This window comes from Salinimonas lutimaris (genome assembly GCF_005222225.1).
GTDB classification, from domain to species: Bacteria; Pseudomonadota; Gammaproteobacteria; order Enterobacterales; family Alteromonadaceae; genus Alteromonas; species Alteromonas lutimaris.
The window spans coordinates 316,647-341,643 of record NZ_CP036536.1 but is presented as its reverse complement, the minus strand read 5'-3'; the positions used below and the strand labels follow the sequence as shown (position 1 = coordinate 341,643).

The 24,997-nt window shown below is 44.4% G+C and carries 21 protein-coding genes and 1 pseudogene; 9 read left to right on the top strand and 13 right to left on the bottom strand.

The features are described from left to right. The first annotated feature begins 189 nt into the window (after nt 1–189). Together EZV72_RS01480 and EZV72_RS01475 are read left to right on the top strand one after the other, a co-directional pair. Nucleotides 190–513 carry a hypothetical protein gene (locus EZV72_RS01480; RefSeq protein ID WP_061093926.1) on the top strand — a complete coding sequence of 108 codons (324 nt, stop codon included), beginning with the start codon at nt 190–192 and terminating at the stop codon, nt 511–513. A 2-nt stretch (nt 514–515) separates the two neighbouring features. Next, nucleotides 516–731: a hypothetical protein gene (locus EZV72_RS01475; RefSeq protein ID WP_061093927.1), complete on the top strand. Its 216-nt coding sequence runs from the start codon at nt 516–518 to the stop codon at nt 729–731. Nucleotides 732–942: 211 nt separating this feature from the next. Here the strand turns inward: EZV72_RS01475 and EZV72_RS01470 are convergent, their stop codons facing one another. The 4 genes from EZV72_RS01470 to EZV72_RS01450 all read right to left on the bottom strand — a co-directional run bounded on the left by EZV72_RS01470 (nt 943) and on the right by EZV72_RS01450 (nt 7,455). Then, a complete protein-coding gene (locus EZV72_RS01470; RefSeq protein ID WP_137165564.1) occupies nt 943–4,053 on the bottom strand; it encodes an efflux RND transporter permease subunit in 3,111 nt (1,036 codons plus the stop codon). Nucleotides 4,054–4,113: 60 nt separating this feature from the next. After that, a complete protein-coding gene (locus tag EZV72_RS01465) occupies nt 4,114–5,049 on the bottom strand; it encodes an efflux RND transporter periplasmic adaptor subunit (protein ID WP_061093929.1) in 936 nt (311 codons plus the stop codon). Further along, on the bottom strand, nt 5,049–6,383 hold the full coding sequence (locus EZV72_RS01460; protein ID WP_137165563.1) for a TolC family protein: 1,335 nt from the start codon (nt 6,381–6,383) through the stop codon (nt 5,049–5,051). Before EZV72_RS01460 ends, EZV72_RS01465 begins: the two co-directional genes overlap by 1 nt. A gap of 454 nt (nt 6,384–6,837) precedes the next feature. Beyond that, entirely contained in the window at nt 6,838–7,455 is a 618-nt protein-coding gene (locus EZV72_RS01450) for a cation transporter (protein WP_137168620.1), read from the bottom strand. A gap of 79 nt (nt 7,456–7,534) precedes the next feature. On the opposite strand from EZV72_RS01450, the gene cadR reads away from it, so the two are divergent. Then, nucleotides 7,535–7,924: a Cd(II)/Pb(II)-responsive transcriptional regulator gene (gene cadR / locus EZV72_RS01445; RefSeq protein ID WP_015065929.1), complete on the top strand. Its 390-nt coding sequence runs from the start codon at nt 7,535–7,537 to the stop codon at nt 7,922–7,924. Between the two features lie 323 nt (nt 7,925–8,247). Here the strand turns inward: cadR and EZV72_RS01440 are convergent, their stop codons facing one another. The 9 genes and pseudogenes from EZV72_RS01440 to EZV72_RS18785 form a co-directional block, all read right to left on the bottom strand. Next, nucleotides 8,248–9,195, bottom strand: coding sequence for an S-4TM family putative pore-forming effector (locus EZV72_RS01440; protein ID WP_061093931.1), 948 nt, complete (start codon nt 9,193–9,195; stop codon nt 8,248–8,250). After that, nucleotides 9,195–10,187, bottom strand: coding sequence for a nucleotidyltransferase (locus EZV72_RS01435; RefSeq protein WP_137165562.1), 993 nt, complete (start codon nt 10,185–10,187; stop codon nt 9,195–9,197). The genes EZV72_RS01440 and EZV72_RS01435 overlap by 1 nt, the downstream gene beginning before the upstream one ends. Nucleotides 10,188–11,612: 1,425 nt before the next feature. Beyond that, on the bottom strand, nt 11,613–12,482 hold the full coding sequence (locus EZV72_RS01430; protein ID WP_137165561.1) for a cation diffusion facilitator family transporter: 870 nt from the start codon (nt 12,480–12,482) through the stop codon (nt 11,613–11,615). Between the two features lie 44 nt (nt 12,483–12,526). Next, nucleotides 12,527–15,637, bottom strand: a complete 3,111-nt coding sequence (locus EZV72_RS01425) for an efflux RND transporter permease subunit (RefSeq protein ID WP_137165560.1) — start codon at nt 15,635–15,637, stop codon at nt 12,527–12,529. Between the two features lie 13 nt (nt 15,638–15,650). Beyond that, nucleotides 15,651–16,832, bottom strand: a complete 1,182-nt coding sequence (locus tag EZV72_RS01420; protein ID WP_137165559.1) for an efflux RND transporter periplasmic adaptor subunit — start codon at nt 16,830–16,832, stop codon at nt 15,651–15,653. Continuing rightward, the gene (locus EZV72_RS01415) at nt 16,825–18,120 is read right to left on the bottom strand and encodes a TolC family protein (protein ID WP_137165558.1); all 1,296 of its coding nucleotides are present in this window, start codon (nt 18,118–18,120) and stop codon (nt 16,825–16,827) included. Before EZV72_RS01415 ends, EZV72_RS01420 begins: the two co-directional genes overlap by 8 nt. Nucleotides 18,121–18,167: 47 nt before the next feature. Continuing rightward, on the bottom strand, nt 18,168–18,539 hold the full coding sequence (locus tag EZV72_RS01410; protein WP_137165557.1) for a hypothetical protein: 372 nt from the start codon (nt 18,537–18,539) through the stop codon (nt 18,168–18,170). Between the two features lie 103 nt (nt 18,540–18,642). Beyond that, on the bottom strand, nt 18,643–19,239 hold the full coding sequence (locus EZV72_RS01405; RefSeq protein WP_137168619.1) for a tyrosine-type recombinase/integrase: 597 nt from the start codon (nt 19,237–19,239) through the stop codon (nt 18,643–18,645). 9 nt (nt 19,240–19,248) lie between these two features. Further along, nucleotides 19,249–19,479: pseudogene (locus tag EZV72_RS18785) on the bottom strand (site-specific integrase); the annotation flags it as partial. 269 nt (nt 19,480–19,748) lie between these two features. On the opposite strand from EZV72_RS18785, the gene EZV72_RS01400 reads away from it, so the two are divergent. The 6 genes from EZV72_RS01400 (at nt 19,749) to EZV72_RS01375 (ending at nt 24,766) form a co-directional block, all read left to right on the top strand. Then, nucleotides 19,749–20,531 carry a hypothetical protein gene (locus EZV72_RS01400; RefSeq protein ID WP_137165556.1) on the top strand — a complete coding sequence of 261 codons (783 nt, stop codon included), beginning with the start codon at nt 19,749–19,751 and terminating at the stop codon, nt 20,529–20,531. An 89-nt stretch (nt 20,532–20,620) separates the two neighbouring features. Further along, entirely contained in the window at nt 20,621–21,370 is a 750-nt protein-coding gene (locus EZV72_RS01395; protein ID WP_137165555.1) for a hypothetical protein, read from the top strand. Nucleotides 21,371–21,552: 182 nt separating this feature from the next. Continuing rightward, the gene (locus tag EZV72_RS01390) at nt 21,553–22,164 is read left to right on the top strand and encodes a tyrosine-type recombinase/integrase (protein ID WP_137165554.1); all 612 of its coding nucleotides are present in this window, start codon (nt 21,553–21,555) and stop codon (nt 22,162–22,164) included. Nucleotides 22,165–22,515: 351 nt separating this feature from the next. Next, nucleotides 22,516–22,776: a hypothetical protein gene (locus EZV72_RS01385; protein WP_137165553.1), complete on the top strand. Its 261-nt coding sequence runs from the start codon at nt 22,516–22,518 to the stop codon at nt 22,774–22,776. Next, nucleotides 22,769–23,524 carry a hypothetical protein gene (locus EZV72_RS01380; protein ID WP_137165552.1) on the top strand — a complete coding sequence of 252 codons (756 nt, stop codon included), beginning with the start codon at nt 22,769–22,771 and terminating at the stop codon, nt 23,522–23,524. The genes EZV72_RS01385 and EZV72_RS01380 overlap by 8 nt, the downstream gene beginning before the upstream one ends. A 288-nt stretch (nt 23,525–23,812) precedes the next feature. Beyond that, nucleotides 23,813–24,766: a DUF4350 domain-containing protein gene (locus EZV72_RS01375; RefSeq protein WP_137165551.1), complete on the top strand. Its 954-nt coding sequence runs from the start codon at nt 23,813–23,815 to the stop codon at nt 24,764–24,766. Nucleotides 24,767–24,997 lie beyond the last annotated feature (231 nt).

Below are 24,997 nucleotides of genomic sequence, written 5' to 3'. Positions count from 1 at the left end.
TATTCGGCTTAACAAAGGTACGGTAGTAACGCTTATAAAACAGGCGCTGGAGTATGTAAGAGAGTGCATTGCTTTCGCTATGATGGCTTGCTCAAGCTTGGCGCAGTGAAAAAAGATTACTGACAAAAAGATCGATATTCAAAGTCAGTTCTTAGCTATGCTTGATAGATAACAACGCAACCAAAGCCGATGTTCATGCCTTATTGCCAAACTCACTTTCTCGCTGTAGCGCCTAAGCAAGTTGAAGACATCTTATCGTCATTTGCTAAGGAGAACTTTGTCGCTGGTCAGAAAGCTTACTGGCTAAATGATGGAGGCATTAACATCGACGCTGGTGAAAACGATATTCGGGCTTACTATTACGAGAATGAAGCAACTATAAAGTTCTTCTGTCGCGATGAGCGTAATATGACTATATACGATAGAAAGCTCAGAGCCTTTGCCGCCAAACATAGTGTCTCGCTTAATGAAGAAAGTTCTGGGTACTTATTTGATAAGCTTACCGGAAAATAATTATGATCAACTCACTTGATGTGCTGAAGTTAGCTAAACAGATCTCACGAGATAGTCTTTCTGATGCTCTCAGTCATGAACTGTTAACTCACGGGAATACGCTTTACGGTAAGCACACCGATTTCCCAAACTACATTGAACGCATCACGCCCAGAGGAAAAAAATCACTTGGGTTCTGGCGAAATGGTGAGTTCGAGGAAGTGATTTGCCTGCTATAAAAAACAAAGCCCCCGCTTAGAACACCGAGGGCGAATGGGTTGGGCTCACAAAGGTTAGATACAGATATTAAAATAAGCGAAACCATATCTATCCTTATCGTACATGACGTTAAGAATATGATTGTAAAGTCTATACTTAATAAAGAGTCAATAGGTACCTAAAAATCGTTCAGGTAAAACTTGGGCATTTACGAATAAATGCCCAAGAACACTACTGATCCCCTTTACTATGCACGAGTCGATAGAGTACAGGCAGCACTACCAGTGTTAGCAAGGTTGACGATATTATCCCGCCGATGACCACCGTGGCCAAAGGCCGTTGCACCTCTGCACCTATGCCCGTATTGAGCGCCATGGGCACAAATCCAAGGCTTGCCACTAGTGCTGTCATTAATACCGGACGCAAGCGAATAAGTGCCCCTTCAACAATGCTATTCACTAATTCTCCGGTTTCTAGCAAACGTTGCTTGATGAAGGACAGCATTACCAATCCGTTTAATACGGCAATCCCAGACAACGCGATAAATCCTACCGACGCGGATATGGATAAAGGCATATCCCTTAACCAAAGAGACATTACACCGCCTGTTAATGCCAAAGGGATACCTGTGAAGATAATCAACGCATCGCGTATAGAACCAAACGCAATTACCAGCATTGTCAAAATCACAAACAACGTAACCGGTACCACAATAGTCAATCGTTGACTCGCACTCTCGAGCTGCTCAAAGGTTCCACCATAGTCGAGCCAATAACCAGCAGGTAAATCTACTTCATCATTGATTCTCGCCTGAGCTTCTTCAACAAAAGTGCCAATATCTCTGTCACGCACATTTGCTGTGACAACAATACTACGTTTGCCATTTTCCCGGCTTATTTGGCTAGGTACTTCTTTAAATGCCAGTGTGGCTAATTCGCTTATCGGTACATGCTCACCAGAGGGCGTGACGATGGGAACGCTCTCAAGCTGAGTGAGTTCATTTCGAATGTCGTCGCCATATCGCACGACAATCTCAAAGCGTCTGTCGCCTTCAAAAATCATTCCAGCGGTTTCTCCACCTGTCGCAGCATTGAGCCATAACTGCAAGTCGGCTATATCCAAACCAAAGCGTGCCAATTGATCAGGCTTTGGTGTGACGGTGAAGATTGGAATGCCTTCTACCTGCTCAAGCCTCGCGTCATCAGCTCCTTCAATCGTTGAAATAACGGTCAAAATGTCAGAAGCAGATGCAAAGAGCGTATCTAAGTCATCCCCAAATAGCTTTATCCCCAAATCTGCCCTTACGCCACTAATCAATTCGTTAAAACGCATTTGTATAGGTTGCGTAAATTCATAATTATTGCCGGGCAAAGTAAACAAGTCCTCTTCAAACGTTTCCACTAACTCAGCTTTTGTCATTGATGGATCGGGCCATTGCTCCCGAGGCTTTAAAATAACAAACGTATCAGTAATGTTTGGTGGCATAGGGTCGGTGGCGACCTCACCCGTACCCGTGCGACCGAATACCGTCTGTACTTGCTCATACTGCATAAGTTTCGCTTCAAGAGTTTTTTGCATTTCAACTGCTTGTTCTACCCCTGTCCCAGGGATCCGTATTGCCTGTACTAAGATATCACCTTCATTGAGCTGGGGAATAAACTCGGAGCCTAATTTACTGCCCATCCATAAACTGCCGACAACCAAAGCACTCGCTGCTACTACCACTAGCCATCTAAAACGCAGCGCTCCGGTTAAAACAGGACGATAGACTGCCTTTGCACCTTTAATAATTGGGCTTTCTTTTTCGCTAATTTTACCTCTCATGAAAATTGCTATCGCCGCAGGCACTACGGTAAAACAAAATACCATTGCGGCAAGCAAAGCCATTATCACGGTCGCTGCCATGGGGTGGAACATTTTACCTTCGACGCCAGTGAGCGTGAACAAGGGGGTATAAACAATGGTAATGATCAATACACCAAACAAACTGGGACGTATGACTTCATTAGTGGCTTCATATACAACATTCAGTCTTTCTTTGAGCGGTAGAGTTGCGCCGTTTTGCTTCTGGGATTCGGATAATCGCCTGATACAGTTTTCAACAATGATAACTGCGCCATCGACAATCAAGCCAAAATCCAGTGCGCCTAAACTCATTAAGTTAGCAGACACATCGGTTTTGACCATACCCGATATCGTGGCAAGCATTGCCAGGGGTATTACAGCGGCTGTAATAAGTGCAGCTCGCACATTCCCAAGCAAAACGAATAGCACAACGATGACAAGTAAAGCGCCCTCGACGAGGTTTTTCTGTACTGTGTCGATGGTTTTGTCAACGAGGCTTGTTCTATCGTAAACCGCTTCAAGGATAACGCCCTCGGGTAAGCTTGTTTTAATGGTTTCGAGCTTACTGTCCACAGCTTTGGCGACCGTACGAGAGTTTTCTCCCACTAACATCATTGTCGTGCCAATCACTGTTTCTTGGCCATTTAACGTGCCGGCTCCAGAGCGCAGCTCTTTACCGAGGTTGATTTGGGCGATGTCTTGAATTTTTACCGGTACGCCATCAATGATCTTAACAACCACTTGGCCGATATCGTCGATGCCCTTCAGTTGGGCTTCCGATCTGATCAGTACTTGTTGCCCATTTTGTTCTACAAAACCAGCGCCTTGATTCGCATTGTTGCGTTCTAGCGCACTGAGAAGGTCACCTGTACTTATCCCAAAGTTTATCATTGCGACTGGATTAGGATTCACATGATATTGCTTTTCAAATCCGCCTACCGCATAAACCTCGGTCACCCCCTCAACAAGCGACAATTGGGGCTTAACTACCCAATCATGGATCTCCCTTAATGCCATAGCATCATAGGGTTGACCGTTGTCCTGTCGCGCCTGAGGCTCAGCACTTAACGAGTACATGTAAATTTCACCCAAGCCTGTGGCGATAGGGCCCATTTCAGGGGTTAACCCTGTTGGCAATTGCGCCGCGATGGCGGTGAGACGCTCGTTGACGAGATTTCGTGCGAAATATAAATCGGTGCCCTCTTTAAACACGACTGTGACTTGCGACAAGCCATAGCGTGATATCGAGCGGGTATACGATAAATTAGGCAAACCGGCCAGCGAGGTTTCAACTATAAACGTTATGCGTTGCTCAGTCTCCAAAGGCGAGTAACCTGGGGTTGCGGTATTTATCTGCACTTGCACGTTGGTGATATCAGGCACAGCATCAATCGGCAGTTGTTTGTAACTGTACATACCAAAAAAGGCGACAAACAAGGCGAACAACATCATGACACCACGGCGCTCAATCGACAGACGGAGTATTCGTGCAATCATGCTCTCACCTCACCGTTTTTATGGACTTGGCTTTGCTTTTGACAATAAATGCGCAGGTAATTAGTCATCATCGCCCGCCTCCATTTTTAATAAATCAGCTTTTAGTAGATAGCTATTTTCTACAACGACTTGCTGGCCTATTTGAACGCCCTTCACAATCTCTACTAAACGGTTGTCCGTGTTCCCAAGTTTTACTTGGCGGGGGTAAAATCGTTCCCCTTCTTTGACAAAAACAATGGTTTGCCCATCTAACTCTTGTATTGAACTTTTGGGGAGTGCCAGATTGACTTCTTGGAAACCAATCTGAATATAACCCTCTACCATAGCGCCTAAAGGCCAATAACCACTGCCATTATCAACGTTCACAAACGCGATAGAATAGGGTTTGTCATCCGGTGAGGACGTAATGTGGCTTATACTTGATTGTTGCTGCAATTCCTCAAGCCTTAAAGTGACTTCCATATCAGCGGCAATATGAGTACGTTGTTTGGGGAAAATAGCCAATTGAGCAATTGCGCGAGAGTAATTAGCAACAGAAAGCAGCACTTGACCGTTGGTGAGCTCACCATCATTGGCGTGTCTAGCTATGATTTTTCCAGACATCGGTGAGGTGATTGAGTATTGATTTAAACTCTCGTTTGACTCAATGATTGCCAGCGTGTCACCTTTTTCTACTTTATCTCCAATATTCACCATGATACGTTTTACAACACCGTCGAAGCGGGCACGAATATGACTCAGTGACGCAGGATCATGAACTATCCGCCCAAACGTTCTGGTTGTGAGCGATAATGATCCTGACGCGGCTGAAGCAGTCACGATATCGTGTTTAAGCATCCGTTCTTGAGATAATACTACGTACTCGGGTCTTTCTTCGGCTTCCTCATCGTCATCATCAGCCAGGGCGACAGTAGCAAACAATAAAGTAAGTAGCATGGCTAACACGCCAAGCAAGTAACGTGCGCTAGTGAGTAATGTAAATTGTGATGTATTCATTATTTTTTCTCTAGTAATTCTGATGATTGAGCAGACGTCGAGGGAGAGTCAGAAAACACGGGAATTCCCGTAAGTGCCTCTAGATCTGCGCTTCGAAGGTGGACTAAGCCTGCGGCTTTTATCAGTGTTCGTTGCATATCTATGAGTTGCTGTTGCGTTGTCACCCACTCTATATAGTTGTAGCGACCACTTTCATAGCCATCCCGCGCCAATTTCAATGCAGATTCCAATGTGGGAACGACATTGTCTTGAAGGGTCGTAACAGTGAGCAAGGCTTGGTCTTTTGCGCTAATGACTTGATTTAATTGGCGAGTGAGTTCACGAATTTTCGCTTGTTTTTGATAGTCGATACTGTCAAGCAATGCGCGCTGTTGTTCGTATTCTCCTAGATTCCGCTGCTTGGTATTTAACGGCACCGAAATACTGGCGACTAACGCTGTGTCATTAATTCCCTGCATTCTTCGGATACCGGCTTCCCACGCAATGTCGAACTGCTGACTGGCCTGAACCACTCTCAATCTGGCCTCTTGTACCCGATAGTTATCAGCATAAAGCAGAACGTGTGGATTGCTTTGAAGCTGTGAAAGCATATGTTCAAGTGATAGTGAATTTGGAAACGATAACAGTGTCCCTTCAACTTCCGCAAACGCAGCGTTAGTGTCACCCCACATGATGGCCAGGTCGCGTTTATACTCATTGAGTTTTTGTTCACTTATCAATAACGACAAACGCGCCTGCGACAACGCTGACTCTGCACGTTTTTTCTCAAGTGGTGAAGAAGCCCCCGCTTCAACCCGTGTAGAGACTGTCTGAAGCATTGTGCGAGCCAGCATTTCAGCTCGTTGCTCAGTCTTGTGCAACGCTTGTTGGACAATGACATTGATATATCGTCGAGTTGTTTCACCCAAGATGTCCAGCGTACGAATGCGCCGTTGTGTAAGCAGTTGTGCTTTTTTTGAACTCACCACATTCATTCGGCCGCTGACTTTATCTCCAAGCTCGATGACCGACGATAAGGTCAGTGTCAATTCGGCATCTTTGATACCAGACACTTCGCCTGTTCCCAACACATTTTCAACTTCAACCCCAACAGACATTTCAGGTCGTAAGCTGGCCATTTTTGATTCACCATCCAAAGCCGAAGATTTAAATTCGAACACAACTAAATCTGGGTTGTTTGATAATGTGCGTTTGAGCGCATTTTCAAGCGTGATTGAAGACTTTTGCGCATTGGCAGATTGAACAGATATGCTCATGGTTACCAGTACAGCAGATATCAATTTCAGATACGCTGAGCTAGCTTTTTTTATGCCCAATGGGCGTGAAGAACTCATAAAAGAACCTTTTGTTCATAAGATAACGACATACATGGAAAGCATCCATGCAAACATATAGGAGGGAATGGATTAATGTTGAGGTGGGCGCAAAAGGCCTTCGACTAGGCCGTCAGTGACGTTGCGGGAATAACTGTATTGATTGGTATATAACGGTTTAGATACGTCATTTATTGGGTGTTGTGCCAAAAACTTAATCTGTCCACATTGACACAGCACACAATGGAAACACTTAGACTCTTCACTCGACGTATTATCACCAGCATTTACATTTTTTTCGGGAACATCATAAGTGCCTATCGACTTTGATTGTTCAGGGACTGACGATACCTCCGCAGGGTAGTCATCGCATTGAGCGGCGAACGAAAAGCCCGATTGACACATGAGCAAAGTAATAAGTAGCCATGCCAACCTACGCAGTTTTGATGTGCAATTAAAAATTGGCATTTTCTTATCAACTTTGCGTATTAAGCGCTCGCTGTCTTTCATTTCCAGCATCTTCGAGGATCATTTTTGCCCCGCGCAACACAACGCACGAAACTATCACACCGATAACCAGATCAGGCCATCGAGAATCGAGCCAAAACACCAAAACGCCAGCAAAGATAACACCTAAGTTGGCAATCACATCGTTGGCTGAAAATATCCAGCTTGCCCGCATATGCACTTCTTCATTTCTTTGTTTGCGTATGATCACAAGACAAATGACATTAGCAACCAGTGCAACTGCCCCCATAGCCATCATTAGTCCCGATACAGGTTCGCTACCGTAAATTGACCGTCTTACAATATCAATGATAATCAACACACCCAGTGCCATCTGAAAAAAGCCGCTAATTCTAGCCGCATTGGCTTTGTGCAATAGCGATTTACCAATAGCATAAAGGGCAACACCATAGACAACTGCGTCGGCGAGCATATCAAGTGAATCGGCTATTAATGCGGTTGAATCAGCAAGCAACCCGATCCCCATTTCTATAACAAACATTGTCGCGTTTATTCCCAAAAGCCAATACAAAACCTGTCGTTGAGACTGGTCTTTTATTTCAACTTCGCACCCACATCCGCTCATTAGAAACACACTCTTTACTGATGAATAGTATGAGTATAAAGTCTATACTTGGTATAGAGTCAACGGTTAGGAGAAAAAAATGAAAATTGGTGATGTCGCAAAGACGACAGGCTGTAGTATTCAGACCATTCGTTTTTATGAAAAGAAGGGGCTCTTGCCTGAGCTTAAGCGCTCAAGTGGAAATTATCGTGTCTACGACAAGGGGACTATTGAACAACTCCTGTTTATCAAACAGTGTCGTTCATTAGATATGTCTATCATGGAAGTAAAAACGCTAATGGACAGTCGTTCGAGGCCAGATCAGAGCTGTTCAAATATCAATACGTTAATAGCTAAGCATTTATCAGACGTCATTATTCGCATTGAAGAGCTAAACGCATTAAAGTCATCACTCGAAAATATGGCGTCATCGTGTGACCAAGACAAAACCATTAGGGACTGTGGTATTTTAAATTATTTACACACTTAAAATTGTAAGAAGAACACAATTTCACTGTGCGCGCTCACCTTAACTTGTATCTATCGGCTAACATTCGTCATTTGTGTAGATTTATAAGGCAAAAATCAATAGCCTGATATTCAGCGTTTGTAGTCTACCGTGTACGATTTTCTGCCATTGACCCGTAGAGATTTTTACAATTCGCACCGTTCTTTACCAACAAGTTTTATCTCTGAATCGAAAACGCTGAGCATTTATTTTACAGTCTCAGCGTACTAGAGACGTAGATATTGGCCACAAACTTCACTAGCAGCTCTCAAGTCTCGAGCTTTTTGGGTTTTCATTGGTCATCCTCAGGCCATTGCGGTTTGTGGCTCTAGCTCTGCGATCATTTCTTCAATGCTGTATTGTGCATCGCCTTCGAATTCATCTTTTTGCTTCCAATAAAATCGGTCTGATATAGGCCGGTTTGTTTTCCTGTGTTGATAGATTTCATTCTGTACTTCTCGAAGTTTCGCAATTGTAATACCTTGGCCTGTTGCATCCATCCAAGCGGACTCCAAGACTTCTTTCAACCTCGTCAGGTTTGCAATAGATTTGTTGTTATCAGAAATTAGCTTTAGAGAGAAACTTAGGATCGGTAGCAAAGGGCAAACCACTGCAAGAAGCAATGTCCTAAGAGATAAGTCTTGGGCCAATGCGACTATCAGTATGACTGTACACCAGAAAACCAATGCAATAAGAATGCGCCCATTTACCGCCTGTCGAAGAGATTTATCCCAATAAAGGTTCATTCGTTGACACAGCAGAACACCCTTGTGATGAGAGACGTCCTCAACTTTAGGGTTATACCAGTTAGTAAGGTGCTCCCTTTTGTTACCCTTTACTCTGTAAAATTTATTCTTAAGACTATATATAACCTCCGCATCTGGCGTAGTTCCGGCTAACGTTATGTTCCATGAAATCCCGAGAACATTAGTATCAAATCTCTCTTGAATCTTGGCTGCCAACTCTTTCCCAGAGTCGATTAGTTTGTTGAACAGGAACAAATCTGCAAGCGCTATCACAACGCAATAAAACGAAACGTATAGACTTATATCAAGTTGTGGTACTCCGATTACTCCAGTAACTAACTGGCTTTTCAAAGCCAAAGCGAGTACCCCCAATACAATCGACAACCAAACAGACAACACCACTTGTATAAAACTTACGCGTTTTATATCGGAATATTTCTGCCTGAATGCTGCGATCATATTGATAGAAACTTCTTGGTTTTGTTTCCTGATAATGTCATTTTCCATCAGCCGTACTCCGGAAAGTTATTACCAAAAATTTGTCGCCACTTATTAATACTTGCTCTGTGATCACCGTCGTTTTCTAAATTCCTTGCCTCTTTAGCTACTATGGCGTCGGCAGTGGCTTTGTTGTAGATTTTCTCACGCTCTTCATATAAAAGCTTGTCATTCAAGTTTGTCTGAATGCCTTTCGGGTCAGGAACATTTGCAAAAATATGATTAGCGATGTAGTCAAACACACCTGCCAATTCCATGTCTTGGAATTGAGAACAAGTGCCCTTATTTTCGAAGTAATTGAGCACCATGCACTCAAGAAGGTATGACCCCATAGATGGCATTGTTGGGCGTTTTTGCCAATACTTAACGAGCCTAAGCACGTTCAGCATATTACCGGAGCAAGACGTATTGATGTTTGTCACTCTATAACGGTCCCTTCGCGGATCTGTCTTTTTCCAATAGCCATTTCCATCGGGGATAATATAAAACGTTCTCCCTAACGCATCTTCAGTAGTGAAAAAACAAGGGACAATATCAAATGCCCAATCATAGGATTTTAGATTGAGGACAGCTGCTTCTTGGTTTCGCTTTATGGTCGCGGACTTGTATTGATCAATGTTTGATAGCTTCCTGACAAATTCATTTACTATCCGAATAGAGTTCAATGAATCAGCGGATGCGTGCCGGTAATGCTTATATGCATCGCAATCATCTGGTACATGAATGGTGATTTTGCCAAATCCATCCTCCGAGTATGAACACCCTTGCCCTGTAAGGGCAATCATTATGTCTATGTCATCGAGTGGGCGTATCTTTGTTCTTCTTGCAAAAGAGCCAAAGGAAATGTGCTTGTCGGTGTACAAGGGGAAAAAATTATCAAACGCATTTATTTTGCCGACCAACCAATCTCGACTTGACCGTGCACTTTTTGTTCTATATGAGTCGAGATTGACCGTCTCCTTCTGAAAAGCATTGAATGCTCCAGTTACTGATGTTGGCATGCGTGCTCCTTTAATTACTTCTTGTCCTTTACTAAATAGATATTGATATCTGCGCGCTTCGCGCTTCAGGTTTACTTTGGCAGTTTCTTTAACCAATTTGAAGTGGTTGGGATGAATAGCTACAAAATACTAGAAGCTTCCTTGCCGTTCTTTGTCAGACTTAATCGGGCTTTGGGCTGGAGTATTGTGAGGTTACGTTTGACCTTGTTCACCTAATAGTGTGAACCTATTAGTCAACTTTGTGCGTAAAGTAGGCATTTAGTATGGTCATGATGTGTCTGCTGAACTAGTGGCGTTTCACTCTGATGTGTTGTCTTTTTGAGTTACAGGTCAAAAATAAATAAACTGGCTGAGACTTTGATTTTACTAACCTCCCGGATGTGTGTGACGATAAAATCACGCTATGACATCAACGCCCGATCAGTATTTCATGCCAAAGTAAGGAGTGAGAATTTTGAATACGAGATCTCACCCTGAGATTAGGCTGTGAAGTAATGATATCCCAAAATCAAATCAGAATTTCACACCAAAGACAGGGTTGAGGAGTCTTAAATCGAGATTTCTCACCAAAAAGAGATCAGGATTTCACGCTAAAGTTTGTGTTGCGGAACAATCAAATCACGATATCCCACCAAAATCAAATCAGGATTCCACGCCAAAGACAGGGTCGAGGAGACTTAGATCGAGATTTCATGCTAAAGTTTGTGTTGCGGAACAATGAAATCACGACATCCTACCAAAACCAGATCAGGATTTCACACCAAAGACAGGGTCGAGGAGACTTAGATCGAGATTTCACGCTAAAGTTTGTGTTGCGGAACAATCAAATCACGATATCCCACCAAAACCAGATCAGGATTTCAAACCAAAGACAGCGCCGAGGAGACTTGGATCGAGATTTCACGCTAAAATTTGTGTTGTGGAACAATCAAATCACGATATCCCACCAAAACCAGATCAGGATTTCACACCAAAGACAGGGATGGGAAAGCTGAGATCAAGATTCAACTTTAAATACAGAGGGCGATAAAGTCGCGTGGTAACTAAAGACCGACAGAATCGCTTGGTGTTAACACAATACCCATGGTAGAGCTTAATCAGGTCTGACAGTTTGTTCAGTGCCGGTAGCTGCCGTTGGTACTGAAACTCGTGGGCGGCAGCTCCGTACGTATAGCAGCCGTTGGCCTATTGCAACTTTGATGGCAGTTAGGAGCGAGTTGCAGTTATTCAGCAATAGCGGCTTGGCAGGCGATGCATCGGACAAAGCGGTCATCCCCTCAACCTAATGTATAAGTATAAAAAGGTGAGTAGATGTTCAATAAATTAGTATCGATTCATACAGTTAAAATGGGTGGTGACCATTACTGAAGTAAAAAGTCGTTTCATAGTGGCTACACCGCCCATTTGTTATATACAAAATTAATATTAATCAGCATCCCGACATTTTTCGCTGGTAAGCTCAATTTCAATAGCTGTATGCGATAACTCAAACTCTTGCAGCGCGTTGGACACACTTTCTTTTAATTCAAGATATTCAGCTTTCGACTCAAATTGACTAACGACGTGAACTGTCGCGACATGATGCTCACCATCTAATGACCAGATATGCAGGTGATGCAGATCGCTAACAGCATCAAGTTCAAGCAGTTTATCAGTTACGTTTTGTAAAAGACTATTGTTTGGTGACGCCTGAAAAAACAGCTTCACAGTGCTGACGAGGTTTCGGATAACATTGAACAGTATGAAAAGTGTAAATCCGATAGAAAGAACAGGATCCAGAACGGGCCAGTCTTTGAACTGCATAACAATAGCGACAATGAGTACCGCTACCCAACCTAAAACGTCTTCGAGTAAATGCCAGTTCAGAACTTTTTCATTTAGCGATTTACCACCTTGTAATTTATAAGCGGCGAAGCCGTTGACCAGTACGCCAAGAATAGCCAGTACAATCATGCCTTCTGTTTCTGGCATCTCCGGGTTACTCAGGCGTGGCACAGCTTCATAAAGGATCCAGGCGGAACCAACGATTAAAACAATGCCGTTTATCAGCGCCCCAAGTAAACTCAGCCGGCGATAGCCATAGGTAAACTCTTTCGTCGCGCTTTTAGTGCCGAGTTTATTCAGAAGCCACGCACTGCCAATTGACAATGTGTCACCTAAGTCATGCACGGCATCCGCCATAATAGCGGTACTGTTTGTTAACCATCCTCCAATGAACTCAATGATAGTGAAGCCAAAGTTAAGGAAAAAAGCCCAGCCAATTTTTTCTGAGGTATGGGAATGTGAGTGCGTCATACATACTCCTGTAGTGCCCTGGATAAAACCAGGGCATTGTTGTTTTACTGTTTATCCGCTTTCCTGTGCACCAATTGGTATAAACTTGGGAGCACGAACAGTGTTAGTAAAGTTGATGAGATAATGCCGCCGATGACTACCGTCGCGAGTGGCCTTTGAACCTCGGCACCAGTGCCTGTGTTCAGTGCCATGGGCACAAAGCCAAGACTTGCTACCAGGGCAGTCATCAAAACGGGTCGCAGTCTGACTATTGCCCCCTCAATGACAGCGATGTACAGATCGCCTTTCTCAAACCACAGCTGCCTGATAAACGCGAGCATGACTAAACCATTTAATACGGCAACGCCTGACAATGCGATAAACCCTACACCGGCAGAAATAGACAGCGGCATACCCCGTACCCACAGCGCAAGTACACCCCCAGTTAGTGCCAGCGGCACACCGGTGAAGATGATTAAGGCATCCTTTACTGAACCAAATGCAAGAATAAGAATCCCGACGATGAGCGCCAGCGTCACCGGTACCACCCAGGACAATCTTTTGCTGGCCGATTCCAACTGCTCGAACGTTCCGCCATATTCCAGCCAGTAGCCATCCTCAAGTTCCAGTTCAGTCTGCAATGTAGCCTGCAACTCTGCGACAAAACTACCTAGATCACGCCCGCGAACGTTGGTTGTAACGACCACACGGCGTTTACCATTCTCGCGACTGATCTGTGCTGGCGCGGGTTTGACTTCTAATGTGGCAACTTCCTGTAGAGGTACATATCCATCGGGTGTGGGGACTGGCAGTACCTTTAGCTTTTGAACGTCGCGTCGTAGTTGCTCCGGAAGGCGAATTATCAATTTAAAGCGCCGGTCACCTTCATAAATCAAGCCTGCCTGCTGACCACCAATACTGGTCGAAACCAGAGATTGGATGTCGTCGATATTGAGGCCATACCGCGCCATCACTTTCCGTTTGGGAATGACAGATAGCATAGGCAGACCCGCCACCTGTTCAACACGGGTATCTGCTGCGCCAGGTAACCCTTTCGTCAGTGATGCAACCAAATTTGCTGATGCCAGTAAGGTATCCAAATCATCACCAAAGACTTTAATCGCAACGTCGGCTCTGACACCGGAAATTAACTCGTTAAAGCGCATTTGGATAGGCTGCGTAAACTCGTAGTTATTGCCCGGCAGCGCTGTGACTGCATTCTCAAGCTCTTTAATGAGCTGCGATTTAGGCTTATCCGGAGTGGGCCACTCAGAGCGGGGCTTGAGCATCACAAATGTGTCGGCGACATTAGGTGGCATGGGGTCGGTGGCCACCTCTGGCGTACCCACTTTCGCGTATACCTTGTCAACTTCTTCAAAGTCGATAATGGTTTTTTCAAGGAGTTCCTGCATTTCAACAGACTGCTCTAATCCCGTACCTGTAATTCGCAGTGCATGCAACGCGATATCACCCTCGTCAAGCTGTGGGATGAACTCTGAACCTAAAGTAGAGGCGAGCCATGAGCAAACCACAACGAGACCCAGCGCGCCTGCCAGAATAAGCGATTTGAACTTAAGCACCCACTCAAGCGCAGGTCGATAAATGGCTTTCGCCCCGCGGATTATGATGCTCTCTTTTTCGCTGATCTTTCCACGCATAAAAACGGCGATCGCAGCAGGCACAACTGTGAGCGACAATACCATCGCACAAAGTAGTGCGATTACTACGGTAGTTGCCATGGGGTGAAACATTTTTCCCTCTACGCCAGAAAGGGTAAATATAGGTAAGTACACCGCGGTGATGATACCTACGCCAAACAAGCTGGGACGGATAACTTCTATAGTGGCTTCTTTGACTTCCTGTAAGCGCGCTTTAAGCGCCAGTATACCGCCTTGTTGCTTTTGCGCTTCTGAGAGCCTGCGAATACAGTTCTCCACGATGATGACAGCGCCGTCCACAATCAAACCAAAGTCCAGGGCCCCGAGACTCATCAGGTTTGCAGAGACCCCCCGCTGGACCATACCGGTAATAGTCATCATCATCGCGATAGGAATAACTGCCGCCGTAATGAGGGCAGCACGGATGTTTCCTAACAGTAAAAACAGGATAACGATAACCAGCAGTGCGCCTTCCAGAAGATTTTTTTGTACAGTCTGAATGGCTTTGTCTACCAGCGTAGTGCGGTTATATACCACCTCTGCCTTAACCCATTCGGGCAATGACGTTTGTATTTGCTGAAATTTTTCATTGGTGAGTGCTGCAACTTCACGCGAGTTTTCCCCTACCAGCATCATCACTGTGCCCATCACGGTTTCTTCCCCGTTTCGGGTTGCCGCACCTGTGCGCAGCTCTTTGCCCAGTCCCACTTCGGCCACATCTTTGACTAAAACAGGTACAGAACCTTTACGTCCGACAACTACGTTCCTGATATCCTCAATTGTTTTTAACTGCCCCGGTGAGCGAACTAACAGTTGTTCGCCATGGTTTTCTATATACCCGGCTCCAGCATTGTCATTATTGCTTACCAACGCTTTGCGGATATCTGACATCGTCACACCCATTTCCAGCATCTTCGCTGGATGTGGCATCACGTGATACTGCTTGTCGTACCCCCCTATGGTATTCACTTCTACCACGCCTTTAACCTGAGCCAGTTGTGGTTTGATTATCCAGTCCTGAACTTCTCGAAGTGCCATAGGCGTAACGGGCGAGCCATCCGGCATTTGGGCTCCGTCTTGCGCTTCCAGGGTGTAAACGAAGATTTCACCCAGGCCCGTTGCAATTGGCCCCATCTCAGGTTCAAGCCCCGGCGGCAGAACACTTTTCAGCGTTGCCAGGCGCTCATCTATAAGATTCCGCGCAAAGTAAATGTCCGTTCCTTCTTCAAATACCACGGTGATTTGAGAAAGTCCGTAACGTGAAATAGAGCGCGTATAGGACAAATTGGGCAGACCATACAACGCGGTTTCAACCGGAAAGGTAATTCGCTGCTCGGCTTCAAGTGGCGAATAACCAGGTGCTTCCGTGTTTATCTGAACCTGAACATTAGTAATATCCGGCACCGCATCTATCGGTAGTCTCTGATAACTCCATATGCCGATGCCTATGATGACGAGCACCAGGGTTAACAGCAGGTAACGCCGCTCGACTGAGAGGCGAACAATATTATCTATCATTTGTCTCTCCCTATCAGTGTGCGTGTGATGCGCCGGATTTTTGTATATCCGCTTTGATTAAGTAGCTGTTGTCGACAACATACCTTTGTCCGGCGGATACTCCTGCGACGACTTCAGTAAAGTTATCGTCCTGCAGACCTAAGGTTACAGGTGTTGCCTGATAAGCATTGCCTTCACTCAGAAATACAACCGGCTTATCGTCAAGGATTTGAATGGCCCGATTTTCTATTTTTACCGGCACCGCTTTTTGTTGTGAGTCAACAATGCCTGTGACTAAATCGCCGGGAGAGAGTAGGCCGTCCTTGTTCACCACTTTTACCAGTGCTAGTTGATAAGGCTGCTGTTCGTGAGAAGGAACAATGCTGGAAATCGTGCTCTCGAGTTGACGACCATTTGCAATAATGTGAACAGATTTGCCTTCAGCAACCTGACTACGCTGAGCTGGAAATATCTTTAATTCCGTCCAAAGCACTGAGGTATCAACAATCGTAAAAAGCGGTGTTGTGCTGGTAAGCTCTCCGATATTCAGGTTGCGCGATACGACAACGCCATTGATTGGCGCTTTTACATCGTAAGACTGGAGGCTGTCATTTGACTGCACCTGCGCTATTGCCTCTCCGGCTTTCACAGTCTGGCCAATATCAGTAAAGAGCTGCTCAACAATTCCCGTAAACCGGGCGTGAACCTCGGCACGCTGTTGTGGCGGTATAGTCAACTGACCATAAACCTCGATGTGCTTTTTTATTTCACCGCCCGTAGCAACGTTTGTGGTTACGCCAGCCTGACTGGAATACGCATCATCTATCTCAGTTCGGGCTTCGTGCTTCTCCCAATCCCACGAAAAGCTATTTTCTCCCAGTGAGAGTGCAATATTCGCGAGAAATGAGTGCGGCTCAGCGATAAAACTTGTGGACCTGAGCCCATTTTCATAGCTTTCAAAATGGATGATGTCCTGACGTCCTCCCATACGATTGAGCGTGACGTTAAGCGCGTCAGGTGGCAGCGGCTGGGAGCGATCAGCCCTTTCGGCCAGTAAATATGCTCCCTCTTTCGTATCCTGAATGCGTAATGTCAACGATACGCTGCTATTGGTAAATGTTTTCGATTCAGCCGCGTGGGATTGTTTACCACTTGCTGCGGCATTGGCATCCGTCAGACACAGTAGTAGTGAGATAATAACTAATAGTCTATTCATGGTTATTCCGGAATTCTTGAGTAGGAGAAGCCTGACCGGATACTCCGGTCCACTGTTCAACGAGTGACTGGTTCACTAACGCGTTTTCGCTTAATTCGATGACCTTTGCATGTGCGCGTATCAACGCATCTCTGGATGCAATCCAGTCCTGGTAGCTGTATGCCCCTCGCTGGTAACCTTCGAGCACGAGCGTGGTAGCTGTTTCAAGGTCGGGCAAAACGGTGTCGTTGATATGCTTTACAGCATCAATGGAGAAATTGAGGTATTGCTGCGCTTTGAACAGTAATGCTTTTATCTCCAGTATCTGACTGTCTCTGGCAATTACCGCGGCTTCTTTCTTCGCCAGGGCAGCCCGAGTGGCGCCCTGGTTTCTTTGTTCAGCGAAAAGCGGCATGGATACAGCCGCAACAACAGACGTATCCTGAACTGCCTGAGAGCGCCGCACACCAATGCGCCATGAAATATCAGCACTGGCATTACTTTCTACCAGCTTTTGTTCAGCTTCTTTCACATTGATAGCTTGGGTGAGTCGTTCCACATTTGCTGATTCAAGAAATTGTTGATAAACAGCGGAATACTGCCGTTTTGCGGGAAGGGTACTAAGTGAACCCGAGATTTTATCGATTGCCTCAGCATCTCCCTGCCAAAATAGAGCAAGTGACTGCTTGGCAATAGCGAGAGCCGTTTCAGCGGATGCTTTGTCGACTTTGGCTTGATTGAGTGCGGCTCTGGCGCGCATAAATTCAGCTTTATTGGTTGCGCCTTTCTCAACGCGCTGTTTAACAATAGATAAGGCTTCATCCGCGAGAGAAACAGACGTTTGTGCCAATGTCAGCCGCTCTTTAGCTGCGAGTGTTTTTACATAGTGCCGGGTTAGTTCGCTTAACAGTTTGAGCGAAGCAACATAGCGCTCTGACTGTAACAGGGATAAATTGGCGTCAACCAAGGATACCCTTGCATCGCGCTTTCCTCCCATCTCAAAAATAGAGGAAAGTGAAACCGTCAACTCAGCATCACTAATGCCTGATGAGTCACCGGAGCCGAGCAGGTTTTCTGTTTCAACGCCAACGTGATAAGCCGGAGTAAGATTAGCCAGCGTTCTATCTGCCTCTGTAGCAGTGAGCAGCGACTGATATCGCTGTAAATCCGGGTGTTGCTGCAACGTCAGACGTGCCGCTTGTTCGAACGTTATTGTTTTGCTTGTTGCAGTGGTTGATATGAATAGCAACACACTATTCACGACCACAGTGAACATACGCTTGCGCGCATGCGAAAAAAAAGAGTTCATATTGTAAATCCTGGTCAGTAACTAAATAGGTAAAAAATGACTAGGATTTAGGCTCTGGGAGGACGGTCGATACCAGGTTGTAAGTGAGAGGGGGGGAAAGAACGGTAAGCAGCAAGTGCCATCTCGCCAAATTTACCTAAATGGCTATCAGTATTTTTAAATAATACGATATGGGTAAAATGTCCGTGACAGGAGCAGCAGTGGTCACAGTTGTCTGCGCCAGCGTCGTCTGCAGAATTGTTATCTGGGAGACATACATTGGAGTCCTGAACACACAATTCGTGGTGTGATTCTGTAGCGTTTTCGAAGAAGCTATCAAAAGCAAAAGCATCTGAGGCAAACAAAAACAACTGTGCAAACAGCATCAGGGCGGCAATTACCACCTTGCTGTTAATTCTGTTGTTTTGATGCAATTTCATTGCGTTCCTCATTCTAATGGCTGCATTAACCTATTAGCTTTAGCGCCGAAGGTCAAGTGAAGGCGCAAGTCATACTGAATTTTGTGGTTATTACAACAAACTTTTATGCGCAAACAAGTGAGTTGGACAACACGGTGGTTGCAAATGTATGGCGAAATGTGTGGCAAACGCCGTGTTTGTGCACTCCGGCAATCTGAATCGCTCTCTTTACCGCCTTTTGTAAAGTGCGGGTTGACGTATACCAGCGACGTTCGACGTTAAAGGTTTTGTCCATTCTTGCTATGGCTGAAGGGAAGAGGTATTGCCATCCCAGCGCTCGTTCTGCGGCAGGGTATTTTTTACTCAATGAATTAGGTAGCTCAACATGTTCTTTGCCCAGACTTAAGTCATAGTCGTGCAGTGACTTCCTCCATTGTAATTGCTGAGACAATGGCCTGATAAGCCTTTCAGGGAATAGCGTGACAAGGTCTTTCTTACCTTTAGCGGACTTAACATGAATAGTTCTCAGGGACAAATCCACGTCTTTGACCCTCAATTGAACGCATTCACTTATCCGAAGGCCAGAGCCGTAGAGGATGGATGCCATTAGACGATGTGTACCGTACATCGCACGGAGTATTTTCATTGCTTCCTGGTGGGTGAATACAACAGGAAGATTTGTTGATGCCTTAGGGCGATGAATCGGGGCAAGATGCCCCATATCCCGCTCCAGAACATGTTTGAAAAAGAAATTAATCGCGTTAATGGCTGCGTTGACCGTTGTGGCTGATTTATTACGGTTAGATATATGTTGGAGAACGCGGTTGATATGCTCTGTACAGAGGTCTTGGGCAGGCGTAGCGCGATTGTAGTTCAGGAAATACTTTATCCAGTAGCGATAGCTTTGCTCTGTCCTTTTACTGTACCCCAGCCTGTTAATGGCAAAGGAAAAGCGGTTAATCAGGTTTTGACCTGACTCAGCGATTCGTATTTTTTTTTGTGTTCCACGTTTTGCGAACTCCTAAGTATATGACTTGGCTGTGTAAAGCTGTACTATGCCAATAGAGATGTATTTATATGCGAATCGTGGTTCGCATATTAATAGGTTCGCAAAATATTAAAAGTGCTGCCAGCCCAGTCACAGCGAAGGATAGCGGGAAATGGCCCGGTATGATAAAAATTAATAAGCGGTTCTTAGGGTCCGCTTCATTTAAATGTTAGGTCATTGATATGCGAGATCGATTATCAAAATCAGCTTTAGGTGATCTTCTGACACTCAGTGAAGACATTGGAATATATGATTGTGAAAATTTTATTTTAGAAGGAGCAATCGAGCGTTATCCATTTTCACATTGGCTTGGTCACTTGGTGCCTTTGCATGTGAAGTTAAGTGATGACTATCGCAATAGAGCCTATAAGGCTCTCGAAGAGTTTGATCTCCTCAAAAATACAATTGCAGAAAACTTACAGTATGCTGGTTTTAGCGAACAAGCTAAAGATTTCGAAATTGTAGAAAGTGAGGCAGACCTAAACTCCATTATTATAAAGCAATATACCGAGGAAAATGGGATTTATCCCTACATAAACAATTTGCTCCGTAAAGGGCATTCAGGGAATGATGTTTCTCATGATCCACTAGTACCTTGGATATGTCAGTTAGCTGTATCACTGCGACAATTAGATGAGTACACGGGGCCAAGCTTTCGCGGTAGTAATATGCCAAGTAGCGATATAGAAAAGTACAAAGTCGATAGTATTTATATTTGGGCTCCATTTACTTCAGCATCTAAGAGTATCGATTCCTGTTTTGGCGGAAACGTAATATTTGAACTTGTGCCAGTCTCCGCTTTGTCGGAGCGCGACAAAAGAGCTCCTAGGGATGTCTCTCATATTTCGGATTTTCCCGAGGAAGAGGAAGTGCTTCTTCCAATGTGTTGCGCATATAGGCCAACAAAAATTGAAGAACGATCCGGCGTTACTTATATTCGCTCTGAGATATTGGATCATTATTGACCTAACAAGGCGCTGTTGCCGGACTGTTTTTTCGCTGGCGCTACAAAACAGCCGCAAAGCGCGGCGTTATATCCTCACAAGGACGTTTTATGTTTGAGCAGCCTTCGAGACCTCCTAAAGATACAATTATTTGGCGTTACCTGAGTCTTGATAAATACTTAGACTTGCTTGTTTCTCGAACAATCAAATTCACTCAGGTCGCAATAGCAGCGGACCGGCTTGAAACTTCCCTAATGCTAAAGCGGCTTGAAGAATACGGGGCTCTGGAAGGCAAGGAACATATTGTAAGTGGAGCAAATGTTCATATAGATACAGTTAAAAAGTCGCATTATATAAGTTGCTGGGCTGGTAAAGAGCACGAATGCAGATCTCTCTGGTTTGCTTATCTTGGTGAATCTAGAATTGGTGTAGCTTTAAAAACTACTGTCGGCCAACTTTTGGAAGGGATCGAATGGGGTGAATATAGCTATGACTTTAGAGAAGTAGTCTATCGAAATGATTTCAGTGACCTAGAAGAACTACAGATAAATACAACATTATTAAATGCTAAAGCACCAGCTTACTCATCAGAATCAGAGATACGTTTTAGCGTAAACGAATCTCTAATATGTTTGCCGCAAGGGGAACTTTCCCCAGACAATCCACCAGTCAGAATAGATCCTAATACTTTATCCCCTGTTCGAACATTCAATTTGAATTTGGAAGCGGTTGTAGATGAGATCTGGCTTTCACCATATTGTCAAAATTGGCAAATTGACACCTTAACTGAAATAACTAATAGGTTGGCGCCGAACCTAAGAGACAAGATGAAGCGCTCGGACCTAAATGAACGGATATAACAAACCACTCGAATTGCTCGCAAGCTCGACGGGACACAAACGAGGTGGCTGTGTCGCTTCGCTCCGATTATAGCCACCGCGTTAGTGCCCTTTAGTGGAGTGTTGAACGTCAGCTATTTGTCTAAATGCGCCAGTCAACTTGAATGCCATACTTATGTTTCCTACTAAGCAGGAGACAACTCATGGCAATTCAAATCCATACACCTTGGAACAAAGATCGCATTATTGGGCAGAAGAAGCCTCTTCAGATATCACATATATGGGGTATCCGAATTCGATTAGAACTTGAAGGGCGGACGCGTGATCTCGCACTGTTCAATCTTGGTCTTGATAGCAAACTACGAGGTTGTGACCTCGTTAAACTCAAAGTTTCAGATGTCGTTTGCGGACGTTCAGTGCTGAGGCGCACTCATGTCGTTCAGCAAAAAACTGGTAGTCCTGTCCAATTTGAGATAACACCGAACACCGGAGAATCGATTTTGGCTTGGGTAAAGAACGCTGAACTAAAAGCATCTGACTACCTTTTCAAATCGCGTATACACGGTGCTGAGCACATATCAACTAGACAATATAATCGCATTTTTCACGGATGGATCGAAAAACTTGGACTAGATGCCTCACTCTACAGTACCCATTCACTGCGCAGAACCAAACCCTATTTAATTTACAAGAAGACTAAAAACCTTCGGGTAGTTCAACTCTTGCTGGGCCACAAGAAGTTAGAAAGCACAGTCCGCTACTTAGGCATCGAGGTGGACGACGCTTTGGAAATATCGGAATCTATTGAAATTTAGGCTTTACGGGGCTGCTTGTGCAGCCCCTGTGTACGTGAAGCAGCCGTTGGCTCATTGCATTTTAGTGGCAAAACGAGTGAGCAACGACATAAGCGTATTGCGAAGCTAATTATTTATCTAAATAAGCTGCGTCGCTCCAATATTCAGGAAGACGACCCAATCGCTCGTTTTTCTTTTTAGCATTTTATCCAGATTGACAGCTTTCCTTTATGTAGCAATATGATAGCTAGTTTGGTAATAATGGTGAAAATATAAAAGTGAGCGATGCGTTGGTAGAAAAACGCGCAAATCGCGCCATATTAAATTGTTAGCTGCTCAGGTGGCACCTATATCATTTGAGAAGGAAGAAAAATGAATAGAAATCTAGAAAAGTTTTTGCGCGATCACTGCAATCTTATTGACTGGAATCCAACACAGCAGCAATTGGAGTCAATAAAGAAAGATATTGATACTGCTATTGCGTCTGGAAAAACCTTAAGCCGAACTGAATGCCAGCACATAGTTGTTAAGCATTGTGGCTCCACCAAAATGTTCTTAACGAAGGGGGCTGACAACTCCGATTTGAATGCGCTACTGGCAATGGCAGTTAAGCAAGATTCATCTAATGACTAATGAGCAACTCGTTCTGAGCGCAGAAGAGAAGATTGAAGAACTCAAGCAAAAGTACATGGATGTTCTTCAGCCATTAGCCATTGAATACAATTCTAGTAAGGTATCCCCGTCCGCAGATCAACTGATTGAGTGTCAGAGAAAAGGCAATACATATTTTAATTATGTAGAAAGCTTTGTCGGAAATAGTGGGTTGCTAGGAGCGCATGTTAACGGTAAGTGGGTTACTGGCTTCGCAGAGACATGCCATGCGGTTTTGGAATCGTATATTCTACACATTCGATTTCTGCGTAGTCATTCTTCTGTTTTGGGATCTTCTTATCAAGAGCCTAATTCTCAAGCCTTTGCAAATATGCAGAGAATGACTAAAGAGTATCTAGAAAAGAATATATGGAAGGCTCTTGAAGAAAAGTATGAGGAACATCGTTTGCCCGTATCGGGGTTCAAATACTCAGGAGCTTCAGATTTGAAAAAAACTCCTAATTGGCAATTAATTACTGGATTAATAATTGGCGTTTTATTCTTGTTGGTGCTATTCGTTCTGGCCGTGATGATTCCGAATCCAACGAGCTGGCAAGCCTTCATTTTTAGAGGTGGATTTGCTATTTCACTATCGGCTATTGCTGCCATTATTCCAGGGCTGTTAACTGTCGAGTCAAGGTTTCAGAAAATGTCCATTAGAGCGACTGGAGCCATTGCTGTATTTGTAATTGTTTGGCTGGTAAACCCTCCAGCACTGATTGGCAGCTAACAAGTTGCTCACCTGTAAATTACTTGCTACGCTCCTAATTTACAGGTGAGCAAGGCGCTATTGAATGTCCGTTGTTTGTCTTTTGAAGCCAGAAATACTTTAGGGCTGAAGTGTACGTGAAGCGGAAGTTGAAAAACTGAACTCTGCACGACGCTATGAGGGCCACTGAATTACGTCTAGATATTTCTGATATGTGAAATTACCCTCGCAAACATTTTTCATGGTATGGTCGAGCACTGTAAAATTTTAACGTTAATCACTACCTGATTATTACAAAGGATATTGTAAATGAGGTTAGTTCATAGCTTAATTGTTATTGGCTTTGCTATATTGTTAGTAGCCTGTTCTGATAGCCCTCAACAATTTGATCCTGACTTCAGACCTAAACATAGAGTTGCACACTTTTCCTCTGCGAGTAGTCCACTTGTTTTAATAGACGAAGCCCATAATAACTTTTTGACGTTGAGCGGCAGATATAAGCCATTTGCGCAAGTTCTTGAAAGTGACGGGTTTAGGGTTAGTCCGAATGATAAAGCAATTACAGAAAATCAGCTAAGGCAAGTGGATATTTTAGTAATTGCAAACGCGCTTGACAGAAATCGACAGGACTGGCTTCCACCTTATGGAGAAGCGTTTGATGACCATGAAGTTGAAGTTCTCAAGAGCTGGATATTGAACGGTGGCTCACTTTTTTTAGTTGCTGATCACACACCGTTTCCCAAAGCTATTGATAATCTAGCACTTGCACTTGGTTTTCAATTCATCAATGGACATGTTGGAAACGCAACCTTTAGCAAAGTGAATCGTTCTCTCGCTGAGCACGCGACAACTTACAATAAAGAAATTTCGCAAACTATAGCTGAAAAATCACAACCTCTTTTTCTGCAAGGTATTAATAAACCATCACCAGAAATACTTCAGGTAAGATCGTTCGGTGGCTCAGCATTTAAAGCTCCCGAAGAAGCAATATCTCTATTGAATTTAGGGAACGGTACCACCGCTACAGAACCCAAAGTACCGTTCCAAGTTAACGCAGAAACGCCAAAAGTTCCAATGTCAGGATGGAGTCAAGGTGCTGTTTTAGAGCTAGGTAAAGGACGTGTAGCAGTTTTTTCTGAAGGCATGATGTTCTCTTCGCAATTAGTTAAAAGTACAGGCAAAGCGATGGGGTTACGCTCTGTTGGTGCGGAACAAAATGAAGAGTTTTTACTGAATATAATGCGCTGGCTAGCTGACTCGTAGACTGTTAATTGACTAGCTGCCTACAGGATCAAGAAGTTTCTAGCCAGCCAATACCTCTGGGAAACGATTTTGCGTAAACAAATTCCGATTCTGGCCCATGCCAGAAACTCGGATTCACAAACCAAACTGTCTGCTCTTTGTCTAAGGCGGACGTCTGTACTGTGCGAACTAACTTCCGAGACTCGCTTTAGACTGACTGTTGTAAAGTCATTCCTCGAAATGCGAATATGT

Bases quoted from the DNA above. Each gene is read 5' to 3' on its own strand.
- EZV72_RS01480 (WP_061093926.1), top strand. From the start codon at position 190: ATGTTCATGCCTTATTGCCAAACTCACTTTCTCGCTGTAGCGCCTAAG.
- EZV72_RS01475 (WP_061093927.1), top strand. From the start codon at position 516: ATGATCAACTCACTTGATGTGCTGAAGTTAGCTAAACAGATCTCACGA.
- EZV72_RS01470 (WP_137165564.1), bottom strand. From the start codon at position 4,053: ATGATTGCACGAATACTCCGTCTGTCGATTGAGCGCCGTGGTGTCATG.
- EZV72_RS01465 (WP_061093929.1), bottom strand. From the start codon at position 5,049: ATGAATACATCACAATTTACATTACTCACTAGCGCACGTTACTTGCTT.
- EZV72_RS01460 (WP_137165563.1), bottom strand. From the start codon at position 6,383: ATGAGTTCTTCACGCCCATTGGGCATAAAAAAAGCTAGCTCAGCGTAT.
- EZV72_RS01450 (WP_137168620.1), bottom strand. From the start codon at position 7,455: ATGAGCGGATGTGGGTGCGAAGTTGAAATAAAAGACCAGTCTCAACGA.
- cadR (WP_015065929.1), top strand. From the start codon at position 7,535: ATGAAAATTGGTGATGTCGCAAAGACGACAGGCTGTAGTATTCAGACC.
- EZV72_RS01440 (WP_061093931.1), bottom strand. From the start codon at position 9,195: ATGGAAAATGACATTATCAGGAAACAAAACCAAGAAGTTTCTATCAAT.
- EZV72_RS01435 (WP_137165562.1), bottom strand. From the start codon at position 10,187: ATGCCAACATCAGTAACTGGAGCATTCAATGCTTTTCAGAAGGAGACG.
- EZV72_RS01430 (WP_137165561.1), bottom strand. From the start codon at position 12,482: ATGACGCACTCACATTCCCATACCTCAGAAAAAATTGGCTGGGCTTTT.
- EZV72_RS01425 (WP_137165560.1), bottom strand. From the start codon at position 15,637: ATGATAGATAATATTGTTCGCCTCTCAGTCGAGCGGCGTTACCTGCTG.
- EZV72_RS01420 (WP_137165559.1), bottom strand. From the start codon at position 16,832: ATGAATAGACTATTAGTTATTATCTCACTACTACTGTGTCTGACGGAT.
- EZV72_RS01415 (WP_137165558.1), bottom strand. From the start codon at position 18,120: ATGAACTCTTTTTTTTCGCATGCGCGCAAGCGTATGTTCACTGTGGTC.
- EZV72_RS01410 (WP_137165557.1), bottom strand. From the start codon at position 18,539: ATGAAATTGCATCAAAACAACAGAATTAACAGCAAGGTGGTAATTGCC.
- EZV72_RS01405 (WP_137168619.1), bottom strand. From the start codon at position 19,239: ATGGGGCATCTTGCCCCGATTCATCGCCCTAAGGCATCAACAAATCTT.
- EZV72_RS01400 (WP_137165556.1), top strand. From the start codon at position 19,749: ATGCGAGATCGATTATCAAAATCAGCTTTAGGTGATCTTCTGACACTC.
- EZV72_RS01395 (WP_137165555.1), top strand. From the start codon at position 20,621: ATGTTTGAGCAGCCTTCGAGACCTCCTAAAGATACAATTATTTGGCGT.
- EZV72_RS01390 (WP_137165554.1), top strand. From the start codon at position 21,553: ATGGCAATTCAAATCCATACACCTTGGAACAAAGATCGCATTATTGGG.
- EZV72_RS01385 (WP_137165553.1), top strand. From the start codon at position 22,516: ATGAATAGAAATCTAGAAAAGTTTTTGCGCGATCACTGCAATCTTATT.
- EZV72_RS01380 (WP_137165552.1), top strand. From the start codon at position 22,769: ATGACTAATGAGCAACTCGTTCTGAGCGCAGAAGAGAAGATTGAAGAA.
- EZV72_RS01375 (WP_137165551.1), top strand. From the start codon at position 23,813: ATGAGGTTAGTTCATAGCTTAATTGTTATTGGCTTTGCTATATTGTTA.